A 22421-nucleotide genomic window follows, 5' to 3' on the forward strand; every position below is an offset into this window, starting at 1 on the left:
TGCTCGAAGCAGTCCTCGACTGATCTCGATCTCGTCGCCGACTGTCTGAGCTTCCCAACGGCGGTGAGCGGTGGATCTGTTGCACATCGCCCAGACCAATGCAGTGCATCCCGGACTTTGTCGTGTGGTCGTGCACGCCAGAACATGGGACGACCTGCCCCGCATTATCGGCACATATCGGCCGGACGTGAGAGGAAAGAACTCGTGAGCACCACTATCAACGCCGCGGTCCTGCGCAGGACCGGCGAGCCGTTGCAGTTCGAGCGGTTGTCCATCGACGACCCGCTGGCCAACGAGGTGCTGGTCCGGGTAGAGAGGGTCGGCCTGTGCCACAGTGACCTGCACTACGTGCGCGGCTCGCTGTCGATCGACCTCCCGGCCCTTCTCGGACACGAGGTCGTGGGCGTGGTCGAGCGTGTCGGCGGATCGGCGACCCGGTTCCAAACCGGAGACAGGGTGGTCGCGACTGTCACACCATCCTGTGGCGCTTGCGCGCAGTGCCTTGCCGGTCGTCCCACCCAGTGCTGTCGAGTGGATACCCTGCGCGCCAGGCCACGCCCCAAGCACACAGCCCAGGACGGCTCCACAGTTGGTTCGCTGGGCAGTGTCGGCGCGTTCGCCGAAGCGATCCTCGTCAGCGAGTCTTCACTTGCCGCAGTCGACCGTTCCGTGCCCGCGGAGGTCGCCTGCTTGCTCGGATGCTGCATCACCACAGGAGTCGGCGCGGTCGTCCACAGTGCCCGGGTCACACCGGCCGACATCGTTGCGGTCATCGGCTGCGGAGGAGTGGGAATGTCCGCGATCCAGGGTGCGCGCCTCGCGGGCGCCCGGCGAATCATTGCCATTGACACCGTTCCTGGCAAGCTCGACGCGGCCAAGCGATTCGGTGCCACCGACATCGTCCTCACCGCGCCGTCGGTCGACGAGACTGTGGCGGCGTTGTTCCAGATCGTGCCGACTGGGGTTGATCATGCCATCGAAGCAGTCGGGCGTACCGTCACCGCCGAGTTGGCGTTCGCCTGCCTCGCTCCGACGGGCACCGCGACGATCCTCGGACTTATGCCAGAAGGAGCGCGGCTCACTCTTCCAGCCGACGCGCTAGTGTACGGCGATCGTGTCATCCGCGGTGCCTACATGGGCGCCAACCGATTCCTCAGCGATGTGGAGATGTTCATCGACCACTACCGCAACGGCCGTCTTGACTTGGACGCCATGGTCACTCGGGTTGTCAACTTCGCCGACATCAATGACGGGCTCACCGCGATGGGCGAACCCGATACGGTGCGGGTCGTCGTAGATATGACGGAGGCCAGCGCGTGAGCGCACCGGAGTTCCTGCCGCGTACCGCACCGCAGATCGGGACACAGATCGTCCATCGGCGTTACGTCGACCACGGAGAGACACACTACGCAGGCAACCTGGCCTCAGGCGCGTACGTCGTGAGGTTGTTCAACGACATCGCAACCGACTTGTGTATCAAGGTCGATCACGATGAGGGCCTCTTTGCGTCGTACGACGACATCACCTTCCACGGACCGGTGTACGCAGGTGACATCCTGGAAGTGACGGTTGAGCTGGTGCGAGTCGGTCGACGCAGCCGCACAGTTCAGTTCGAGGCACGAGTGGTGGCTCGCGCACGGCCCGACATGGGGCAAACGGCCAGCGGCGTTCTTGCCACGCCGCTCGTCATCACGAGCGCGACCGGTACAGTCGTTGTTCCCGCACCCGAGCCCGATGCTGGCGGTGCCGGCCGTGACTGAGACACATTCGCTGCTGCCCTCCGCAGGAGCCCTCGAGGACCTGCTCGCCGAACGTGCCATGGTGGTCGGCCATCGTAGGTTCCTGTGGACTCCGGAAGGGACGATCAGCTATAGCGACGCACATGCCAAAGTCGAACGACGCGCTGCAGGGCTGCAGGCCCAGGGCGTCGCCACGGGAGACCGAGTGGTTCTCCTCATGGACAACAGCATCGAGCACGTCGTCACCTGGCTGGCCATCAACCGGATCGGCGGCGTCAGCGTTCCCATCAACACCGGCCTCACCGGCGACCTGCTCGCCCGCGCGGTGCATACAGCCCGACCCGCGTTGCTGGTCGTGGACGCCGCGAACCTGACCGAGTTCCTTCCGGTAGCGGCAACCGCTGAGGCGAGCGACCTTCCGCTCTACGTGAACGGCGAGATCCCAGCATCCCGCCCCGGCGAGATCGAGAACCTACGCGATCTCGCCGATCTGGAGTCGAGCGAATCGGTCCGGCCGCCGGAGATCAACGACCTCGATCCGGCTGTCATGCTCTTCACCTCCGGATCCACCGGCGTACCGAAGGCGTGCGTTTTATCCCGGCGCTACATGGTGCGAGTCGGCCAAATCCACGCGAAGTATTTGCGCTTCACCCAGGACGATGTCCTGTTCACGCCCTTCCCGCTGTTCCACATCGACGCTGCCACCCTTACCGTGGCCGCAGCCGTCGCCGTCGGGGCGAGCGCAGCCCTCTCGCCGCGCTTCTCGGCATCGCGGTACTGGTCCGAGGTTCGCGAAAGCGGGGCCACCGTCTTCAACTACATGGGGGCTACCGCCAACATCCTGTGGAAACAGGAACCCGGGCCGCTCGACCGAGCCCATCAGGTCCGGCTGGCTTGGGGTGTCCCGATGCCGGCATGCGGGCCCGACTGGGTGCACCGCTTCGGATTCCCGCTCGTCGAGGTCTACGGCTTGACCGATGCCGGTGTACCGATCTACCAGGCGCTCGACGAGCCTCGTGTTCCCGGATCATGTGGTCGGCCCATTTCCGAGTACGACGTACGGATCGGTGACGAGAATGGCGCGCCCGTCCCTGTCGGGGCCGTCGGCGAGATCCTGATCCGTGGCAACGAGCCCGGCCTGGTCATGAACGAGTACTTCGCGATGCCCGAGGCGACAGCCACCGCTTTCCGCGGCGGGTGGCTCCACACCGGCGATCTCGCACGACGCGACGAACACGACAACATCTTCTTCCACTCTCGTGGAAAGGAGGTCATCCGTCGCCGGGGCGAGAACATCGCTGCGTCCGACGTCGAGCAAGGGGTCGACACACACCCAGCTGTGCGCGAATCGGCTGCGGTCGGCGTGCCGAGCGAGCTGAGCGAGGACGACATCAAGGTGTTCGTTGTCCGGCAACCCGGGACCGCGCTCACCGAGCCAGACGTTGTCGAGCACGCCCGGACCCAGCTCCCGCGGTACATGGTGCCGCGCTACGTCGAGATCGTTGACGACCTCCCGAAGACACCGACCGAGAAGGTCGAACGGGTCGCACTCGCCGCTCGCCCACTGACCAGTAGCACCTGGGACGCCGATACCCAGCGCCATCACAAACCCGCCGAGCACTACGACGAGAGCTGAGGACAATGACCGAGAACACGGCACCGAAGGCGCAGATAGACCTCATCGACGGCTCGTGGGTCGAACCGTCGGAGCGCCTCGCTCCGACACTGGATGACCCCAACACCGGAGAGTTCCGGCAACACCAGTTCGCCACTGCCCCGAGCGATGTCGAGCGCGCGCTCGCTGCTGCACACGAGTTGCACGTCAGTGGTGTCTGGGAGGACGCGGGGATCGAGGCGCGCCTGGCACTCCTCGACAGACTCGCCGACGGGTTGGACGCGCGGGTCGACGAACTCGGGTATGAGGACGCGATGGCAAACGGCAACCCGCTTCGGGTCGCGATGCAGATGGCCGGATACCTCGGTCCGCGGGTGCGCTCTGCGCGAGACCAATTGCTGGAGGTCGGCGCAGGTCGCGATTTGGCCGCTGACGGACGGCAGGTCCGGTTACTTCGTCGTCCGCTCGGCCCCGCTGCAGTCCTGGCTCCATGGAACGCGCCCACCTTCGTGGGCGTTGCGAAGGTCGCGAGCGCCCTCGCGGCCGGCTGCCCGGTAATCCTCAAACCTTCGGAGTGGGCACCTGCTGGCTGCCAGGTCGTTGCTGAGGTGCTAGCGTCAGCGTTGCGCGATCTCGATCTGCCGCGGGCATTGTTTCAGCTCGTGCACGGCGCCGCCGCTGTGGGCGCGCAGATGGTCTCCGACCCGCGAGTCCGCGCAATCTCCTTTACCGGCGGCGGTGCGGGGGGGCGTGCGGTTGCCGCCGCTGCGTCTCCCCATTTCACTGCCCTCCAACTCGAACTCGGTGGTCATAACCCTGCAGTGGTACTCGGAGACGCCGACATCGCGCTGACAGCCCGGGGGCTGGTCGATGGTATGACCAAACTCAACGGTCAGTGGTGCGAGGCTCCCGGCAAGGTGCTGGTCCACCACTCACTGCATGACCAGCTGGTCGAGGCCATCCTGGACCAGTTGGGTCAGCTGACCGTCGGACATTGCCTGGAGCACGGTACCGATGTCGGACCGCTCGCCCACGCCTCCCATAGGGACCACCTGACCACACGAATCGAAGATCTGATCTCCCGGGGCGGTAAGGCACTTGTCGCCAATGACCTACCGCACCTTGGTGGTTGGTTCCTTGCCCCCACGATCATTGTCGGCGCCGAAGCAGCGGCTTCAAGTGCAGAGCTTTTCGGACCAGTCGTCACCATCCACGCCGTCGCCACTGACACCGAGGCCCTGGCCGCCACCGCCGGGCCCGAGACTGGGCTCGCCGGGTTTGTGTTCGGGACCGACCTTCAGCGCGCACTTGCCGTCGCGGCGCGTGTGCCTGTCGGTGAAGTCCGGGTGAACGGCTGCAAACTCGCCGACCTCGCCGACGGTTCGGAGCAGACATTCTGGAACGCGGCGGGCATCGGTGGTCATGGTCCCACCGATATGGTGCGATTCTTCCAAGGCAGCCAGGTCATCGGAGTCGATGATCAGCAATTGCCCATTTGAGACCCAGCCCGCTCCACACGCATTGAGCGCCGTACGCGTCTCTTTCCATTAGCAGTCCACCCCGACGACGTCGGAGACTGTAGAACGTACCGGTCGATCGACTGCCGCCATGATGCCGTGCGTGTGCGGTCGGCGGAAATGATTGACCGCGTCACATACAGCCGCTCTTGGTCGTCCGTTATTTGAAGTGTTATGCATGGGCTACATGCGCTGCATCTCGAATCAGCGAGGCTCACCCCGCAGATTCTGGGGGAGTCTGCGCGCTCTGATCGAGCGGGGTGTGCGCGGAGTCGTCCGGGGCGCTGGTGTCAGAAATGGGGTCATGTGGGCGCTGAGCGGGTGTGCGCAGCGTGATGGGGTGTCTGCCAGGTGATTCGGTCGGGCAGTGCTGTCGATCCAGAGGCGCTGTTGGGTATTCGAGGCCGGATGCGTGCGGTCATCAATGCGGTCGCGCGCACATTCTGTCTGCCCGAGGCGGCGGCATGGGCGTCGTAACCATTCGCGGGTTCGAGGTCTGTGGGAGGGGTGGTGTGCAGGCTGAAGCGATTGTGTAGCCAGTCGTGCCAAGTTGTGCGCTGTTGGCGGTGGCGTTCGATGCGTTCGCGGTGAGCCTGCGGAAGGCCGTAGGCGGTGGCGATGCTGTCGAGATGTACGGGCCCGGTGGTGATTCGGCCGTGCTGGTGGATCAGCAGCCCTGCGGTGGTGAGGGTCGCCAGGGCGGCGTATCCGCTGGCGCGGCTCATTCTGGCGGCCGTGATGGCGTCTGCGGGGGTGGTGAGGTCGTGGTGGGTGACGAATTCGTAGAGCTTGCGGCAGTGCAACCCCGGCACGCTCCATGCTTCGTGGACGGGTTCGACCCGTGCGCGTTCGACGCGGATCGGCTCCGGCCGCAGGCGGTGCCGGTTGATCATGGGAGTGACCAGTGCGTACGCGTCGGCCAGGATGCCGGTGCCGCGGCGGGTCCGCAGGACTGGTGAGCCCGGCAGGTCTCGCAGATCCCGCAATATCTGCCAGACGGTGGTCTCGGTGAGGCAGGACATGAGCGACAGTGACCGCCCGCCGATCTCCACCACCGGCACCTCGCGCACGACTGAACCAGCGACGACGGAGGCATGGGCGAGACCTTGCAGGAGCGCCAGGATCGTGTGTCGTCTGGGCGAGCCCGGCCATTGCGCATCCACCCACACCGTGGCAGCTGCCAGCCATGTGGTCTGTTTCGCCGCGCGAGACGGTTCCCTCCACCACCCCCCTGTGTGCTCTTGTTTCTGGTGCGCGGACGACAGGAATTTGGGTGCGTTCTGCGCGACCCAGTCACACGCCTTGGCCCAGTCTCGGCGTAACGCGGCGTCGGCGCCACGGCTGTAGCGGTGGTACGCGGCATCGAATCCCGCCCAGTCCCCGCCCGCTGTAGGCAAATACGCCCGGACATCGGCGAGCGACAAGCCCCGCAGAGCGGCCGCGGCCAAGACCGCCTGCCGCGCCGCGGAACGGTCGACGCCCCCGTCACGCGCACGCCAACGACCGGCAGGCGCGCTCGTCTGTCGGCAAGGGTGTCGCGCGCATGGGCACTCCTGTGAGAATAGCATTCTCAAAATATAACTAACACGTTTCCACTTCTGACCGCGGTAGTCAAGCTCCTGGGTGCTGACTTGAAGAGCGCAGGGCCTAAAATACGTTTAATCTAGTGAAATGATATTTCCGAATTGGGATATGAGATATCCGCATGGCAGTATGTCGGACGACCTGACGTTGTCATCTGCTGCCCGCGGTGACGTTGCCGGGAGTCAGTGTCCCGGCAACGTGTGCAGCGGTGGATGATTCGCCCAGCCGGTCTCGGGCCAGTTGAACCAGCCCGCAGAGGCGAAGGTGCCACCGTCGGGATGCGGCGTGGTTCCGGTGGTATGGCCACCTTCACGCCTTCGGGGTCGAGCATGGCCCCACCAGAATGGATCTCCGTGGTCATCCGGGCCAAGCTCGGCGTGGGTGCGAAATCCCGTGCCACGTTATTGATCCGGATGTGGTCGGGCGCCCCCGTTCGCGGCCAGGGCCGCGACGATTGCCGGCCCGAAACTAGTTGCGCCGCCGGTGATTATCGCGACCGTTCCGGCCAATTCGCTGCGGGTCTCGAATCAATCCGTGTCGCCTCACTTCAGGTAGGTTGCGCCGAAGGCGCGGAGGAATTCGAATGTGGCAGCCGTAGCTGTTGGGTCACCGCGGCCGTGCTGAACAAGGCTACGAACGGATCCAGGGTCTGGTGTCCGTCCGCGCCTGGCCGGCACCCGGTGCCGGATGCTCGCCGAGTGAGATCGCCTCGAACGCAGCCGTTTCCGCGGCTCATGCGACCTCGCGGAAGGCGTCGGCCGAGCAGATCGCCGTCGTGCCCGGCCATTTCGGGATAGTGGAAGATGAAGCGCATCGTCACCCCGTTTCGCTGCCGAGGTGCGGGACGGTACTGCTCGATGCGGATGGCTGATCGGCCGCAGGACTGTTGATCTTTACCACTGTGAGGAGAATGCTATTTTTGTTTGCGGAGAATGGTAACGGGTGAGTGGGTGTGGGTCGCACCCGGAATTCGATACAGCAGGAGAGAGGTGTCCGATGAAAGTCTCCGTCGACGCAGATCGTTGCCGTGGCCATGGTGTCTGTACCGGTTTGTGTCCAGATGTATTCACGCTCAACGATGACGGTTACGCCGAGGTCCGGACGGCCGATGTGCCCGAAGAGTTCGATGAGGCGGTCCATGCCGCGGTGCAGGCATGTCCGGAGCATGCGATCGAGGCGGACTGAGCCTGTCGATTACGACCTCCGCCTTGTTCGGAGTGGCCGAACGAACTGTTTCGTTAGCATGGAGGGATGGCATACGATTCGGCGGCAACGAAGGAGCGGATTCTGGCTGCCGCCACAGTCGAGTTCGCCGAATACGGCATCGCCGGTGCGCGGGTGGATCGTATCGTGACCGCAGCCAGGGTCAACAAGCGTGCGATCTACGACTACTTCGGGGACAAGAAGGCACTGTTCGCGGTGGTTCTGGAGCAATCACTGACCGAGCTGGCGCGTGCGGTTCCGCTCGACGAGTCCGACCTGGGCAACTACGCGGCCCGATTGTTCGACTATCACGAGGCGCATCCGCAAGCGTTGCGGCTCGTGATGTGGGAAGCACTGGAAATGGGCGACGATCTGGTCCCCGATGAACCGGCGCGCACCGAGCACTACGCGGACAAGGTACGAGCGGCCCGGGGTGCGATGGGGCAGGGGGGTGGTGATCCCCGGGCCCTGGTATTCCTGATTCTCGCGATCGTCGATTGGAGTTTGGCTCTGCCGCAATTGCGGCGCATGTTATTCGGATCGGATTACTCGACCGGAGATCTGCGTCCTGTGATCGTGGAGGCCGCGCGCGTACTCACAGCGCATTTCGCCCGCGTCGACGATCGAATAGGGCCACAGAGCGACTCCGATCGCAGGTGATCCCACGGATGCTGTGCGACTGCACAGTGATAGCTTCGAGTCATGTCCACTCGCAGGCGGGGCACCAAGGATTCGGCGACGCGACGTGTGCTGCTCGAGGCCACCGCGCGGGTCATGACCGAAGAAGGGTACGCAGCCGCGACGACCCGTCGAGTGGCTGCTGAGGCAGGTGTCAAACCCGCGCTGGTCCACTATTACTTTCCGACCATGGAGGACCTGTTCCTCGCGGTCTTCAACGACGGGGCCGAGACCAACTTCGAGCGCCAATGGCATGCGCTGACTTCGGATCGGCCGCTGCACGCCCTCTGGGAACTGTCCCGGGATCCTCGCGGTAACGCGCTGATGCAGGAATTCATCGCATTGTCCAACCACCGCAAGACGATTCAGACCGAGCTGGCGGCCTATGCTCGGCGGTACCGTGAAAATCAGGTCACTGCCTTCACATTCATCCTGCGTGAGCGTCGTGTCGACCCCGAGAAGATCACGCCGGTGACGCTCTCGATGCTGCTGTCGGGTCTGCCGCGATCCATGGTGGTGGAGAGCAACTTCGGCTTCACGATGGGCCATGAGGAGATGCTCGCCATGGTCGAACGCTATCTGGACATTCTGGAACCACCCGAATCTGCCGCCGATCGCAGCTGATCGAGGTGATCGGGGTTCCGGAGTCGCCGAAAAGACAATGGATTTGGCGTAGTCCCTGGTCGGAGATGAGCGCGGCGTTGAGAGTTTCTGGTTGTCTGGACGTTGGCGGACCTAGGCCTGGAGGCGGTTGCGGAGGTGGGTTCCTCGGGTGCGAACGGGGCGGCGGATGCGGGCGGGTTTGGGCCGGATCGGCGGTCCGTCGTTCGCGGTGGTGCGTTCGGCTTCTGTGAGCGCCCGGTAGAGGGGGCGAAGGACGGGTGTCAGCCTGCACCTCCGGCACTTTACGAATTTCTTCCTCGGCCGGACCTGAGTTGCGCGGCCCCGAGGAGGGGTGGCGCTACCGGTCCGCGGGGTGTCCCAGGTAGGTGCGCCATGCCTCGAGCTCGAGGTCGAAAAGGGCTTGTGCGGCTTCGTCCCGGCCGTTGGTGTACTCGTCCATGATCTGGAGGCGTTGCAAGACACCGATGGTGGCGTTCCCCAGGGCGATGGCGGTGCTCCGAGCGTCGAGGTCGGTGCGGATCGATCCGTCGCGCTGGCCCACATGAAGAAGCTCGATGGGCAGAAGCAGTTCGCCGGCGTACAACTCGCCGAATTCGGCGAGCTGTTCAGGGGTGAGTCCGTGGCGGCGGAAGGTGAAGTCGAAGTAGCTGAGGAAGCGAATGAATTCGGGATGTTCCTTGCCGGCGTCGAACAGTGACCGACAACCGGCGATCAGGCGGCCCAAACCGTTGAGATCGCGGTGCTGCGCACGCTCGGCGTGTGCGCGGATCCGGTCGACAACGACAGAGTGGGTGTGCACCATCGCGGCACCCAGGGTCGGGAAATGTTTGTAGAAGGTGCGCCTACTCATGCCTGCCCGGTCGGCGATCTCGGAAATTGTGACCGGGGCGTCCGTCTCCGCGACCAGGGCGATGGTGGCCTCGGCGACCTCGGCCCGCTGCCGGTCGCGGAAGACGTCCCAATGTTTGCGGGTGTCAGCGGGGGTCTCCACACCGCAAGGCTAATCCCTGGGGGACGCCGTCCCTGCTTCGGACAGCGTCCACGTCGAGGTGCCCGGGGCAAGTTCACGGTCGGCCAGCGTCGCCCTGATTCCGGCGGGCACATCGACCGTAATGGTCCAGCCGTCGCCATGGCGTTGCCATGCGCTGCCGATGCGCCCGAACGGGGTCATGGTGGATGCGGCGACGTGGTCGAGGCGCGCGTCGAATACCGGGCGAATGTGCACGTCGGTCCAGCCCGGCGCGGCGCGGCGCAAGCCGGCGAGGTGCTCGTACATCCAGCGAGCGACGGCGCCGAGTGCGTAGTGGTTCTGCGAGCCGTTGGCCTTGCCGTTGTGGCTGCCTCGCCAGGTTTCGAGCATGGTCGTCGCGCCGGTACCGACCTGGCCGAGCCAGGACGGGTGCTCCTCCTGTAGGAGCAGGTCTACCGCGAGCTCATCGTGGCCCCAGTCGGATAGACAGGTGAGGAGCAAGCCGGTTGACAGGAAACCGGTGGAGAGCCGGGTGCCATTCGCGCGGACCTGTTCGGTGAGGCGGCGTGCTGCAAGGGGCCGGGCGTGGGTCGGCAGGAGGTCGAACATGAGCGGGCGGACCAGTTTGGCTTGGGTGGTGACGCGCGGTAGGCCCTGTGAGTCGAGGAATTCGGTGCGGTAGGCGTCGCGGACGTTGAGCCAGAGTTCCTCGAGTTCCTTGGCGTCTGTGTGCTTGTCGAGGATGCGGGCGATCTGTGCGAGTAGATGCGCGGAGTGGGCGAAGTAGGCGGTGGCCACCTCGGCGTCGGGATGGGTTGCGTTCTTCAGGAAGGTTTCCACCGAGGGGCCTTCGCCGCCGGGTTCGGTTCCCGGTTCGAGCCATTCGCCCCAGTGGAAACCGGTGTCTATGATGAACATTTCGTGTGCCTGGGCGACACCGGTGCGGTCGGGGTGGCGGTTGTCCGCTGCGCGGCGGCGGCAGAACTCGACCCAGGCGACCATGGCGTCCCAGTTCTCGTTGAGCACGGCGGTGCGCCCATAGTGCTGGTAGAGCGTCCAGGGCACCAGGATGATTGCGTCGCCCCAACCGGCCGCGCCCTTGCCCGGGTAAAGGCCCTCGGACTCAGGGCTGCTGATCGTGTCGCGGGGGACACGGTCGAGGACGGCACCGTGCGGGTCCTGCTGGAGGGCGACGTCGCGGAGCCAGTCTTCGAGGAAGAGCCGCACGTCGGCGAGCAGGACCGCGGCGGGGGCGAAGACCTGCGCGTCTCCGGTCCAACCCGAGCGCTCGCGGGTAGGGTCGTCGGTCGGCGTGTCGGTGAAGTTTCCGCGCATGCTCCACCGGATGTTTTCGTGCAGCTGCTCCAGCCCGGCGTGGGAACTGTGGAATTCGCCGTGATAATCCAGGTCGGCGCCGACGACGAGCGCCGTGATCCTGTGGATCTGTCCAGCCGCCACACCAGCGAGCTCGGCGTACCGGAAACCGTGCAAGGTGAAGCGAGGCTCGAAGACCTCCTCGGGGGTGCCGCTGAGGGTGTAGTGGTCGATCGGGTCGATGCGTGGAAGCATGCCACCACTCATGTCGAGGTAGTCCATATCCGGATGTCCGTCCGCGCCAAGGACTTCACTGTGCGCGACGGTGATCTCCTGGCCGCGGTCGCCGGACACGATGAGCCGGGTGACGCCCACGAGGTTCTGCCCGAAGTCGACGACGATGCGGCCGTCGAGTTCGATGATGCTGCGCGGCGTGACCTCCGCGACCGAGCGCACGGGTTCGCTGGCGGCAGCCACAATACTGACCTGCGGTGTGAAGACCGTTACCACGCTCCTAGGTGAGGGCACGGGGGGCTTGGTTCCTCCCGCGATCACGCGGGCGTCGATATGTACTCCTTCCTGGGGATCCGCCGTTACCAAAGGACCGTGGCCACCGCGCCAGGTCGTATCGGTGCCCAGCATGACGACGGTGCCATCGGCGCATTCGACCTCGAGAAACGCCATGGCAGCCAGTTGGGTGCCGTAGACGCTGCGGATGCCCTGGGCGCTGTTGCGGCCCCGGTAGCGTCCTTCGGCCAAGCGCACCTCGACGGCATTATCGCCGATGATGACGGTGTCGGTGATGTCGTAAGCGGCGTACTCGACGCGGTGGTCGAACGCCGTGAACCGGGGAGCAATGCTGTTCCCGGTCACCTCGGTGTCGTTGATGGAAAGCCCGTACCAGCCGAGCGCGGTCACGTACGCACGGGCCCGGACGACTGGGGCGGGCACGGAGAACCGGCTACCCAGATACTGGACCCGCGTCTGTTCGATCGGCGGTTCGGTGACCTCCAGGCCAATCCACTGTGCCGAGCGCGGCAGATCTTGCCCGAGACCGGTCTCGAAGTAGGCCGGCTCACTCCACACCCGCGCATCGCGGCCTCCGAGCTTTAGGCCTACACGCCAGCAGTACCGGGTGCGCGGCTCCAGCGGCGGGCCATCGTACAGCGCGGCGGGAATTCCAGGCGGCGTCCAATGCCCAACCCAGACTGGTTCAGTCAGGTCTGCGGTATATGCGGCGCGATTGAGTTCGATTGTCGCCGAGTCGATCCGGGTGGCAGGGTCCGCGCCTGCGGTCCGCCAGGAGAACTCGGGCGGCGTGTCGATGGCCAGTGGGGACTCGAGCCCCGAGGTTCGCAGGTGCTCGAGGGTCAGAGACGGTGACATGAAGGAAGTCCTTTGCTTCTTGTGCTTACAAGGGCCTGCGGGCCGGGTCATCGACCCAATGGGTATACGCAATGTAAACCCTTATGGATCGTAGCGCGAACTGTCACGAGAACAAGGCACGCACCATTTACTCGGCACGAACCCGGCCGGTGCTCCGCAACACCTAGCGGCGGCCGGTCGCGTTCAACTCGCGCAGCATGTCCACCGCCACCGGCAGCTCGGTCGCTGCGATCCCGCCGACGAACCGCACCGCCGACAACACCGCCGGTGTGAACTGCCGCAGATAGTTGTACGACGAATCCAGCGCGGCCAAATGCCTGTGATCACGCGGAAGCCGCGGTTTGGCCTTTCTCTGCCAGGCAGATACGCCACATCCGCTCGTTCTTCTGTCAGTCGTCGACGCCGGATCGCGCCGGTGTCGGTCGTGAATCGGGCGCGGCATGGATGGGACTGTCCGTGTCGCAGAGGGGCCGAGTCGTCCCGCCGTGTCGTACGGTCACCAGCTCGGCGCCGATCGCTATCGCCACCTCGTCCGGAGTTCGTCCGCCCAGTTGCAGGCCGATGGGGGAATGCAGCCGGGCTATTTCGCCCTCGGTGAGACCCGCTGCGCGCAAACGTGATCGGCGTTCGCTGTCGGCGCGACGGGAGCCCATCGCGCCGACGTATTCGATCGGTAGGCGCAGGGCCAGTTGTAGAGCGGGAATATCGAACTTCGGATCGTGGGTCAGTACACATACCGCAGTGCGGCCGTCGGTCTCGGCGCGGGCGAGATAGCGATGCGGCCAGTCCACGACCACGTTGTCGGCCTCGGGAAACCGGGAGTGAGTAGCGAATACCGGCCGTGCATCGCACAGGGTGACCCGGTAGCCCAGGACATGCCCGACTCGGCACAGCGCCGCGCTGAAATCGGTTGCCCCGCAGATGATCAGATGAGGTGGAGAGGTGAGTGACTCGATGAATACGGTGCGCTGCGCACCGTTGCATCCAACCAGCCGTACCCCCGTGACCGCGGAGTCGAGCATGGCCGATGCTTGCTGGGCCACTGCGACTTCGAGCGCGGTACCTGCGATTCTCTGTCGCGTGATGACCCCGATCTCCCCGGTCTGCAGGTCGCGGACCAGGGCTACCGGATCCACGTCCGACAGTGCGGATTCGATGGCCGGGTACTCCTCGAGGGTGATGTGGTGAACGAAGACCTGTAGCTCACCGCCGCAGGTGAGCCCGACGGCGAAAGCATCGGAATCGCTGTAGCCGAACTTCTCACAGGCCGGGGTGCCTGTGTGGAGCACCTCCAGGCACAGGTCGTATACGGCCCCTTCAACGCATCCACCCGAAATGCTGCCGATGACAACGCCGTCGGCGTTGACGGCCATGCTCGCGCCGGGGGAGCGTGGCGCGCTGCCGGTGGCATCGACGACGGTCGCGAGGGCGTACGCAATGTGCTGGGCGTGCCATCCGCGCAGATCGGCCCACATTCCCGCATGATCCACCTCTCGGAGTCGCGGGGAGAACATGACTATCCGAAATTGAGAGTAGCAATCTCAAACCTGGCATACGAGGGTGTTGACAGGGGTTCTGGGCAAATGCTAGACAGTTGAACAGCATGTTGATTGGGGCCGTATGACAGAAATAACCGTGTTGCTGGCCATTGAGTCGACTCTCTGCTGTCCTATCGCACAGCACACCGCGATAGAGGTGGGGTGAGGCTGTGAGCGTCGTGGAGACCGCGACCGACACATACGCGGGGGCTCGCGTCCCGAGAGTCGAGGATCTGCGACTGGTGACAGGGGCCGGATCGTTCGTCGATGATGTCGCGCGGCCCGGAATGCTGCACGCGTGTTTCGTGCGCAGTCCGCTGCCGCGCGCCCGGATCACGGGCATCGATGTGGACGAAGCGCTTGCACTCGACGGCGTCCACGCGGTATTCGTTGCGGCAGACCTCAATCCGGGTGCGCACGACCTGTCCTATCTGATCGATGGTTCGCGTCTGCCTCCATTGAATTGGCCGCCGCTGGCCGAGGAGGAAGTTCGGTTCGTCGGAGATCCGGTCGTACTGGTGATCGCCTCGGACCGGTACATCGCCGAGGACGGGGCCGAGTTGGTGGTTGTGGACTACGACCCGCTGCCGCCTGTGATCGACTACACGACCGCGCACGAATCTCCCGAACTCGTGCACGCCCGCTTTCCGGGAAATATCGCTGGACAGTTGGCAGGGCGACCAGCGGAGGAGATCGCGCCACTGTTCGACCAGGCAGCGCATGTGGTTCGGCAGACGATCTTTCAACAAGCTCATCTGCCCGTACCGATGGAGACGCGCGGCATTGTCGCGGAATGGTCGGCGGGGCCCGGGGAGATGACAATCTGGACCTCGACCCAGGCGCCCCACGAGGTTCGAGGTTTCTGTGCTCGCCTGTTGGGCATCGAGGAGCACAGGGTACGAGTTATCGTGCGCGACACCGGAGGTGGCTTCGGGCAGAAAGTGGTGCCACAGCGTGAGGACATCTGCATCATGCTGGCCGCGACCAAAGTGCCGACCGCGCTGAAGTGGATCGAGGATCGACAGGAGCATCTGATCTCGGCCGGGCTGTCCCGTCAGGACCACGGTGCGGCGAGTATGGCCTTCGACCGGGACGGAACGATTCTCGCCGCGGCCCTCGATTACACGCAGAACGTCGGCGCCTATCCCGTGCCGTCGCCGATTACCGGCGCTGCCGCGGTCGGAATGCTCTTCCCTGGACCGTATCGAGTGCCCGCGGCAACTTTCACGACGAAGCTGTTGTATTCCAACACCCCGGGGCGAGTGGCCTATCGGGGACCGTGGCAGTTCGAGTCGATGGCTCGAGAAGTGTTGCTGGACAACGCTGCTCGGCGACTGGGGATCGACCCGGTCGAGTTGCGTCGTCGAAACATGTTGAGGCGTGCGGATCTGCCGCTGGTGAACGCGAGCGGCATGCGGTACACCGATGTGACACCGCTGGAGACATTCGAACAAGCATTGGACATGCTCGACTACCCGGCTTTCCGGCGTGAGCAGGAACTGGCACGCGCGCAGGGGCGCTACCTGGGCGTCGGAACCTGTACCTATGTGGAACCGACCGCTGCGTCGAGCCCCTATCACGGGACCGAAGGGGCGACCATCCGGATCGAACCCTCAGGCAAGGTCAACGTGTATCTGGCTGGTGGCTCCGCGGGAAACAGCCTGGAGACCACTGCGATTCAGTTGACCGCCGATGCCCTCGGTGTGGATATTGCGGATGTGCACACCATTCAGGGAGATACCGCGGTCACGCCGTTCGGTGCCGGCACCGGGGGCAGCCGTTCGGGCTCGATGATGGCAGGCGCGATCGCCGAGACGGCATCGGTACTGCGAGAACGGATTCTGACGATCGCGGCACATCGCCTGGGGGGCGCGGCCGAGGATGTCGAGTTCATCCGTGGGCGGGCCATAGTGCGCGGGGTGCCCGGCGCCGAGCTTTCGTTGGCCGAGATTGCCGACATAGCGTATTTTCGACCGGCCGAATTGCCGTCGGGTACGCCCGCCGGATTGGAGAGTAGTGGGCGTTACCGTGCGCAGAGCCCGATCGTGTGGGCCAATGCGTCCCACGTGTGCACGTGTGAGGTGGATGTCACGACCGGTGCGGTCACCTTGCTGCGTTATATCGTCAGTGAGGACTGCGGCCCGATGATCAACCCGAATGTTGTCGAGGGACAGATCTACGGTGGCGTGGTCCAGGGCATCGGCGGTGCGCTCTACGAGCATCTCGCATATGACGACAGCGGTAACCCGATCGCTACGACGTTCATGGACTACCTTCTTCCGACGGCCACCGAAGTCCCGGTTATCGAGATCGGCCATATCGAAACACTCGGACCGGGGCCGGGCGGCTACAAGGGAGTCGGGGAGGGCGGTGCGATCGGCTCGCCCCCGGCTGTCGCCAATGCGGTTGCCGATGCCCTGAGCCCCTTCGGGGTGGAGATCTCGCGATTGCCCCTTTCTCCCGCAGCGATAATCCAGATGATCGCCGAGGCCGAAGACCGGGCGGTGACATCGTGAAACCAGCGCCGTTCGAATATCACGCGCCGACGACCGCCAGGGAAGCGGTCGAGCTGCTGGCCGAGCTCGGCGACGGCGCGAAGGCGATCGCAGGTGGCCAGAGCCTGATGCCGATGCTCATTCTGCGCCTGGCCGTCTTCGATCATCTGGTCGATCTACGTCACCTGGACGAGCTGCGCGGTATCGAGACCCGAGGTGATTCGGTTCGGATCGGTGCTGGGACAACGCATTCTGCGGTCGGCAGGTCCGCCGAGATTCGTAGCGCCGTTCCGCTGTTGTCTCGGGCCACCCCGCACATCGGGCATCTCCAGATCCGCAATCGAGGCACCATCGGCGGGTCGATCGCGCACGCAGACGCAGCAGGGGAATATCCGGCGGTCGCGTTGACGCTGGACGCCGACTTCGAAGCGTTGTCACCGCGCGGCCGCAGAACCATACCCGCCGCCGATTTCTTCACCGGGATGTGGAGTACAGCCTTGACCGAAGATGAACTGCTGACTGGTGTCGTATTTCCGCGATGGGAGGGCCGGTTCGGCTGTGCTATCGAGGAATTCGCGCGTCGCAGAGGTGACTTCGCCATTGCCGGTGCCGCGGTCGCGGTCGGTCTGGACGCTGATTCACGCGTCGGCCGCAGCGCGATCGGGTTGTTCGGTGTAGGGCCCACTGCGATTCGTGCCCGGACGGCCGAACACGAGGTGATCGGCTGTGCTGCAAGTGAAATCAGTGCCGAGAACGTCGGTCGAGCTGCTGTCGCGGAACTCGGGCAGGTTCCGTCGGACCTGCACGGCTCGGCCGAATTTCGCCGCCACGTGGCCGCGGTCATGGTGGCGCACGCATGGCAGCGCGCGCTGGAGGAGGCGCTCGATGACTGATGTCGAGATTCGACTACGAGTGAATGGGGTTCAGCGACATGCGATCGTTCCGGCACGGCGTACCCTGGCCGACTTTCTCCGGGTTGACTGCGGGCTGACCGGTACACACCTCGGCTGCGAGCACGGGGTATGCGGCGCCTGCACGATACTGCTGGACGGAGATGCGGTACGGGCTTGTCTGGTTTTCGCTGTGCAGGCCGATGGTGCCGAGGTCACGACGGTAGAGGGGATTGCCGCGGCCGATGGTGAACTGTCACCTGTCCAGGCCGCGCTTCGCAAACACCACGGTCTGCAATGTGGTTTCTGCACACCAGGTTTCGTTGTGACCGCCACAGCATTCCTGCGTGAGAATCCGAATCCCACGGATGACCAGATCCGGGACGCCATATCCGGGAATCTGTGCCGCTGTACCGGATACCAGGGAATTGTCAAGGCTATCCGTGCCGCAGCGGAGGCGCACGGCGTAATGAAGGACCTTGTATGAAGCTCGAAAACACCTTCAGCATTCCAGTTCCGATTTCGGGCGCGTGGAATGTGTTGCTCGATATCGAGCGCATCGCACCGTGCGTGCCCGGAGCCGTGTTGACAGGGCGGAAAGATGACGGCTACACCGGAAAGATCAAGGTCAAGCTGGGGCCCGTCGGCCTGAGCTATACCGGGGTCATCAAATTCCGCTCGACCGACGAGGTGGCCGGGATCGCAGTGCTGGAAGGCGGTGGCCGGGAAGCTCGCGGTAACGGCACGGCGCAGGCGATCATCACCTGCAGGTTGGTGGAATCCGTCGGCGGCACGGACGTTTTCGTGGAGACTGATCTCGCTATTACCGGCAAACCCGCGCAATTCGGCCGCGGTGCTCTCGCCGATGTGGCAGGCACGCTCATCGGGCAGTTCGCCGCGAATCTTGCGGAGGAGATCGCCTCCGGCAACACCTCGTCGGAGGTGGAAAGCGTTGCGCTGGAGGAAGTTCCGCAGAATGATTCCGGCCCTGTGGGGGCGACGACGGCCACGCCGCCGCGTCTGCCTGCCCAGCCGATCGATCTGCTGGAGGCGGCCGGTGTGGGCCGTCTGACGCGCCTCGGCCCACCTGCCGCCATCACGTTGTCGATGCTGATCGTTCTGCTCTGGCGGAGACGGTCATCCCGCCGCCGGAACGAGATCGTCGAAACCGTCTCGTGCGGGCCGCAGCCTGCAACTGCGAAACTGTTCGGTGGGCTCGGCACGGTCGGCCGATGAGGTGATCGTCGACAGAGCCTGCGTTTTGAATGCTTGTGCGGCCCCGCTGAGTTGGTGCTGGACCGAGGTGACACGTTCGTCGATTTCGTTCGGGTACCGCTCACCCCAGAGCGTTACATGGTCGATGAGTACATAGTCGAAGACATCGAGTATGCCCTCTCGCACGCGGCTGTCGGTGGCGTAGAGGTGGGTGTCGATGGCGATCGCCTGTGGTAGCGGGGTCCGTACGCGCGATGCCAACGCCTCGTGGAGATCGACGACGCGCACGCCGAGGATATCGAGCGGGCGAGAATTCTCGTGATCGCCGACCATGGCTGTGACATCCCATCCGCCGAGTACGCGATCGAAGAGCCAGCCACCGGCATTTCGGGCGACATCGTCGACCGTGGGGGCCACCACAATGAGCTGATAGCGTCGGCGATGTTTGCGTGCCATGGCCGCCGCGTGAGTGAGCGGATGCGGCCGGGCGGCCAGGCGTGTGGTGAGATCGGTGATTCGAGCATTCATCGGTTCCATCCCGTCGAGCAGACGATGATCGTCACAGCCGGTGCACTGTGCCGATTCGAGTGCGGTGTCGCTCCTGACACCGTTTCCTCGACGGTCTCCAAAAGCGGCAGCGCTGTGTAGCCGATCCAGCGAGGGTGGTGTCCGAATCATTTATGTCGTGCCGGTACTCGGGACGACGAATTCGCTGAATATCGGATTCGTTGTCGACCGCTCGTCTCACTGGTCACGGGGTGTTGATGAACCTGCGCCCTATATTCGATAGCTACGTAGCACACATTAGAGATGTCGGTCGAATGTGACAAGAGTCGCTGGAGATTTTTGTCACTGAACCTCTGGCTGTCCGACATCGAGCACGGCACGGGTGAGAACTGTATTTTCGGTGCACTCCACAACTGATCGCCGATTGCGGTTCGCAACCGGCGCATAGATTTTCGGTCCGGCGACGGATGACCGTGGGCCATCGGCCGCCGGACCGACCTTCCGTTGCGGTTATGTACCGTTGGCCGGCTGCGTATACGCGCGACCGTCGATGGTGGTGGTCAACGTGCCGGTCACCTGGAAGTTGCTCTGCAGCAGTGCAGGGGACATGGTGAATCCGTTCGGTTCGCTGGTCTTCTTCGTTCCTTGGTGTCGGCCGGTCATCTGCAGATTCTCGTGCAGGGTCATGGCCGAGATCGCGGAGTCGGAATCTCGTACCGCACTCTCGGTGCCGTTCAGCACGACACCTGGCGTGTCGCTGTAGTCGGTATAGGTGACCGCCAGGTTCATCACGAGAGCTTTGGACGAGTCTTCGGTGACTACGACCTTGGCCGTTCCCTGTATCGAGCCTTGTGCCGTGTACGTTCCGGCCGCCAGGTGCGGGCGCGCCGGGATTGCCTGACCGGGCTGATAGGGCAGCCCCCATGTCGCATCGGGTGCGATCGGCACGGACGGTGCCGGGGTCGGCTGGAATCCTGGGAAGCGTGCGATCATGACACGGCTGTTGCGACCGCCTGGTTCCGGGGACCCGGCGCAGGTGTGCGGGCTCGGGTTGGCCCCGCAGGCGAGGTTTTCCGCCCATACCGCAGCGCTGCTGTCCGCGAGCCAGGCGGGATCCGCAGCCGTGTTCCAATTGCCGTTGGGCTCCAGTTGTTCGCTGCGGCCGGTGTTCGGGTCCACCAGTTGGGGCAGGAAGAACCGTCGGTTCACGTTGTCGTGCAGGCCGGAGACGAGTCCGGTGGTACCCGCTTGATCGGTGAGCGGGGGAACGCCCTGCATGCCGCCGAGGAAGTCCATCCGGCCCGAGCCCAGCAGCTGCTCCGACACCAGGTGCTTGCCGTCCGGTGATTCGGCGTTCGGGTCCGTGTACATCGCGTGCCGGGTGAGCAGGCGCGACCGGCCGGTGGTGTTGTCGGTGGCCCAGGCGTCGACGTTGTCCGATTCATAACTCTGGATGCCGACCGCGGATCGGCCGTCGGCGGTCCAGCCGCGGAATTCTCCGATCATTCCCGCCGGGTTGAATCGCAGACGGTTGCCGGAATCGACCGCGTACGGCCAGTACGCCGACGCAGGGTTGTACAGCATTCGCACGCTACCGATGTCGTAGCGGCTGTTCGACTGATCGAAGGTGAGCTTGCCCATGAATGCGAACTCGTCGTACTGCGCCGCGGAGGTGATGATGTAGTTGAAGCCGATGTGCTCATCGTCCGGGTTCAACCGTGCCTCCCGGAGTTGTCCGGGTTTCCCGGTGCCGTCGTCCCAGTACAGCGGATAGGCGTGCATCTGCGCCGGGGTGCATTGCGGATCGGTGAACTGGTAGTTGCCGCAATCGATGATGGCGGATCCGGCGAGAGCGCGCTTTCCGTCGTGGAACCCGTTGATCGGGTACGTGAAGTCGTTGTTCCCGCTCGCCCCTCCGAAATTCGCTGGGTAGGTCAGCCCGCAGGTCAGGCACTTCCATGGGTCGCCGTTGGGGAAGGTCTTGCCGTCGGTGTGTACCAACAGCACTTGTGGGCCGGTGTAAGTGCTGGCTGCTCCGGACGAGGGTGCGCCCGCGAGTTGTGCTCCCACCAGGATGTAGTTACTCGATGGGTAGTAGGTGCCCACCGCGCCGAGCGCACCCCAGGCAGGGCTCAGGCACCCGGTGCCGTGCGGGTTGATCGTCGGTGTGCACGATCCCGCGTCTGTGGACGGTGCCGTCGGTGGCGCGGGAAGCTCGCTGATGGTGAATCTCTCGTGCAATTCCTCGGACGGATCGGCTGTGATGGGTCGGGCAGATGCCTGCTGGGTTGTCGTCGGTGTCGTCGGTGTCGTCGGTGTCGGCGTGGTCGATGTGGTGGTCGTGGCGGCCGCACTGCTGGTCTGTGTCGCCGATGTGCTGGTGGGAGAGGCCGGTGTAGTGGCTGCTGACGGCGGACTCGTGGACGGTGGTGACGCAGATACCGGCTGCAGGGACAAGCCGGTCATCGCGAGTGCGATCAGGACGACGGCGATACGCCACCGTTGCCAGATCGATCGGGAGTGATGGATTTGGGCTACATCGCCCATGGAACACCTACCTCTGACAATGCTTGTTACCAAACCGGTAACGACGTTCTTGGAAGACGATAGCCATCTGTCTGATGTGTGTGAGCGGTTTCGGAGATTCCATTGGTGCCAATGTATCGTCAAGTTTCAAATTCCACCGATGGGATATTCGGGGTTATCCTGGCGGTATGGACGGCAGACGACTCCACCGACTGGGCAGGCATCTGATCGAGCTGGCGCGACAGGTTGGCATCGAGTCCAGCGACGAGCCGATCCCGGAAGGCGAGATCGCTGTACTGGCCGACGTGATCGACAGTCCTGGTAGCTCGGTGCGTGAGATCACCGAACGGACCGGATTCTCCCAGGGGCACATCTCCGAGTGCGTCGCTCGGCTGACCGATCGTGCTCTATTGGCTACCGAGATCGATTCGGCCGATCGGCGGCGTACTCTCGTCTATCCGACGGACGTCCTGTTCAAGGCGATTGCCAGACGTACGGCACCGATGCTGGACGAGGCATTGGTCGCCGCTCTCGGCAGTTCGGCTGACGCTCAGCGCGTCAAGGTGCTCCTGGACGAACTCGCCGACCTCTTGCTGCCCGACCATTGAGCGCGCTGGCAT

The 22421-nt window shown here is 64.3% G+C and carries 19 protein-coding genes and 1 pseudogene; 14 read left to right on the forward strand and 6 right to left on the reverse strand.

Annotated features, from left to right (window positions below):
* The first annotated feature begins 252 nt into the window (after nt 1–252).
* The 4 genes from ON40_RS42090 to ON40_RS42105 are packed head-to-tail and all read left to right on the forward strand — an operon-like array spanning nt 253 to nt 4853.
* Entirely contained in the window at nt 253–1320 is a 1068-nt protein-coding gene (locus ON40_RS42090; protein WP_218008968.1) for an alcohol dehydrogenase catalytic domain-containing protein, read from the forward strand.
* The gene (locus tag ON40_RS42095; RefSeq protein ID WP_218008969.1) at nt 1317–1760 is read left to right on the forward strand and encodes a hotdog domain-containing protein; all 444 of its coding nucleotides are present in this window, start codon (nt 1317–1319) and stop codon (nt 1758–1760) included. The genes ON40_RS42090 and ON40_RS42095 overlap by 4 nt, the downstream gene beginning before the upstream one ends.
* On the forward strand, nt 1753–3375 hold the full coding sequence (locus ON40_RS42100) for an AMP-binding protein (RefSeq protein ID WP_218008970.1): 1623 nt from the start codon (nt 1753–1755) through the stop codon (nt 3373–3375). The genes ON40_RS42095 and ON40_RS42100 overlap by 8 nt, the downstream gene beginning before the upstream one ends.
* Nucleotides 3376–3380: 5 nt before the next feature.
* The gene (locus ON40_RS42105) at nt 3381–4853 is read left to right on the forward strand and encodes an aldehyde dehydrogenase family protein (protein ID WP_040831268.1); all 1473 of its coding nucleotides are present in this window, start codon (nt 3381–3383) and stop codon (nt 4851–4853) included.
* 320 nt (nt 4854–5173) lie between these two features.
* On the opposite strand, the gene ON40_RS48960 is transcribed toward ON40_RS42105, so the two are convergent.
* Nucleotides 5174–6319 carry a hypothetical protein gene (locus ON40_RS48960; RefSeq protein WP_157186781.1) on the reverse strand — a complete coding sequence of 382 codons (1146 nt, stop codon included), beginning with the start codon at nt 6317–6319 and terminating at the stop codon, nt 5174–5176.
* Nucleotides 6320–7451: 1132 nt separating this feature from the next.
* On the opposite strand from ON40_RS48960, the gene ON40_RS42120 reads away from it, so the two are divergent.
* The 3 genes from ON40_RS42120 to ON40_RS42130 all read left to right on the forward strand — a co-directional run bounded on the left by ON40_RS42120 (nt 7452) and on the right by ON40_RS42130 (nt 8960).
* Entirely contained in the window at nt 7452–7640 is a 189-nt protein-coding gene (locus tag ON40_RS42120; protein WP_040831272.1) for a ferredoxin, read from the forward strand.
* A gap of 66 nt (nt 7641–7706) precedes the next feature.
* Entirely contained in the window at nt 7707–8318 is a 612-nt protein-coding gene (locus ON40_RS42125) for a TetR/AcrR family transcriptional regulator (protein ID WP_051194444.1), read from the forward strand.
* Between the two features lie 42 nt (nt 8319–8360).
* Nucleotides 8361–8960, forward strand: coding sequence for a TetR/AcrR family transcriptional regulator (locus tag ON40_RS42130; RefSeq protein ID WP_040831273.1), 600 nt, complete (start codon nt 8361–8363; stop codon nt 8958–8960).
* Nucleotides 8961–9297: 337 nt separating this feature from the next.
* On the opposite strand, the gene ON40_RS42135 is transcribed toward ON40_RS42130, so the two are convergent.
* The 4 genes and pseudogenes from ON40_RS42135 to ON40_RS42150 all read right to left on the reverse strand — a co-directional run bounded on the left by ON40_RS42135 (nt 9298) and on the right by ON40_RS42150 (nt 14120).
* Nucleotides 9298–9951: a TetR/AcrR family transcriptional regulator gene (locus tag ON40_RS42135; RefSeq protein WP_040831274.1), complete on the reverse strand. Its 654-nt coding sequence runs from the start codon at nt 9949–9951 to the stop codon at nt 9298–9300.
* A gap of 9 nt (nt 9952–9960) precedes the next feature.
* Nucleotides 9961–12681 (reverse strand): alpha-L-rhamnosidase, encoded by a 2721-nt coding sequence (locus ON40_RS42140; RefSeq protein WP_083896351.1) that lies wholly within the window; start codon nt 12679–12681, stop codon nt 9961–9963.
* A gap of 72 nt (nt 12682–12753) precedes the next feature.
* Nucleotides 12754–12979, reverse strand: a pseudogene (locus ON40_RS50880) (hypothetical protein); the annotation flags it as partial.
* 40 nt (nt 12980–13019) lie between these two features.
* Nucleotides 13020–14120, reverse strand: a complete 1101-nt coding sequence (locus ON40_RS42150; protein ID WP_245568234.1) for an XdhC family protein — start codon at nt 14118–14120, stop codon at nt 13020–13022.
* A 218-nt stretch (nt 14121–14338) separates the two neighbouring features.
* Here ON40_RS42150 and ON40_RS42155 point away from each other — a divergent pair, with 218 nt between their 5' ends.
* The 5 genes from ON40_RS42155 (at nt 14339) to ON40_RS52850 (ending at nt 19416) form a co-directional block, all read left to right on the forward strand.
* A complete protein-coding gene (locus ON40_RS42155) occupies nt 14339–16684 on the forward strand; it encodes a xanthine dehydrogenase family protein molybdopterin-binding subunit (RefSeq protein WP_040831276.1) in 2346 nt (781 codons plus the stop codon).
* Nucleotides 16681–17556, forward strand: a complete 876-nt coding sequence (locus ON40_RS42160; RefSeq protein WP_040831277.1) for an FAD binding domain-containing protein — start codon at nt 16681–16683, stop codon at nt 17554–17556. The genes ON40_RS42155 and ON40_RS42160 overlap by 4 nt, the downstream gene beginning before the upstream one ends.
* Nucleotides 17549–18040, forward strand: a complete 492-nt coding sequence (locus ON40_RS50885) for a (2Fe-2S)-binding protein (RefSeq protein ID WP_083896352.1) — start codon at nt 17549–17551, stop codon at nt 18038–18040. The genes ON40_RS42160 and ON40_RS50885 overlap by 8 nt, the downstream gene beginning before the upstream one ends.
* Entirely contained in the window at nt 18037–18789 is a 753-nt protein-coding gene (locus ON40_RS42165; RefSeq protein WP_063713212.1) for an SRPBCC family protein, read from the forward strand. Before ON40_RS50885 ends, ON40_RS42165 begins: the two co-directional genes overlap by 4 nt.
* 246 nt (nt 18790–19035) lie before the next feature.
* On the forward strand, nt 19036–19416 hold the full coding sequence (locus tag ON40_RS52850; protein ID WP_157186782.1) for a hypothetical protein: 381 nt from the start codon (nt 19036–19038) through the stop codon (nt 19414–19416).
* A 369-nt stretch (nt 19417–19785) separates the two neighbouring features.
* Here the strand turns inward: ON40_RS52850 and ON40_RS42175 are convergent, their stop codons facing one another.
* Nucleotides 19786–21516 carry a hypothetical protein gene (locus ON40_RS42175; protein WP_157186783.1) on the reverse strand — a complete coding sequence of 577 codons (1731 nt, stop codon included), beginning with the start codon at nt 21514–21516 and terminating at the stop codon, nt 19786–19788.
* 22 nt (nt 21517–21538) lie between these two features.
* On the opposite strand from ON40_RS42175, the gene ON40_RS42180 reads away from it, so the two are divergent.
* Together ON40_RS42180 and ON40_RS42185 are read left to right on the forward strand one after the other, a co-directional pair.
* Nucleotides 21539–21799, forward strand: a complete 261-nt coding sequence (locus tag ON40_RS42180) for a hypothetical protein (RefSeq protein ID WP_157186784.1) — start codon at nt 21539–21541, stop codon at nt 21797–21799.
* Nucleotides 21800–21989: 190 nt separating this feature from the next.
* Entirely contained in the window at nt 21990–22409 is a 420-nt protein-coding gene (locus ON40_RS42185; RefSeq protein ID WP_040831279.1) for a MarR family transcriptional regulator, read from the forward strand.
* The last annotated feature ends 12 nt before the right edge of the window (nt 22410–22421 follow it).

It is taken from the genome of Nocardia jiangxiensis NBRC 101359, assembly GCF_000308615.1.
GTDB lineage: Bacteria > Actinomycetota > Actinomycetes > Mycobacteriales > Mycobacteriaceae > Nocardia > Nocardia jiangxiensis.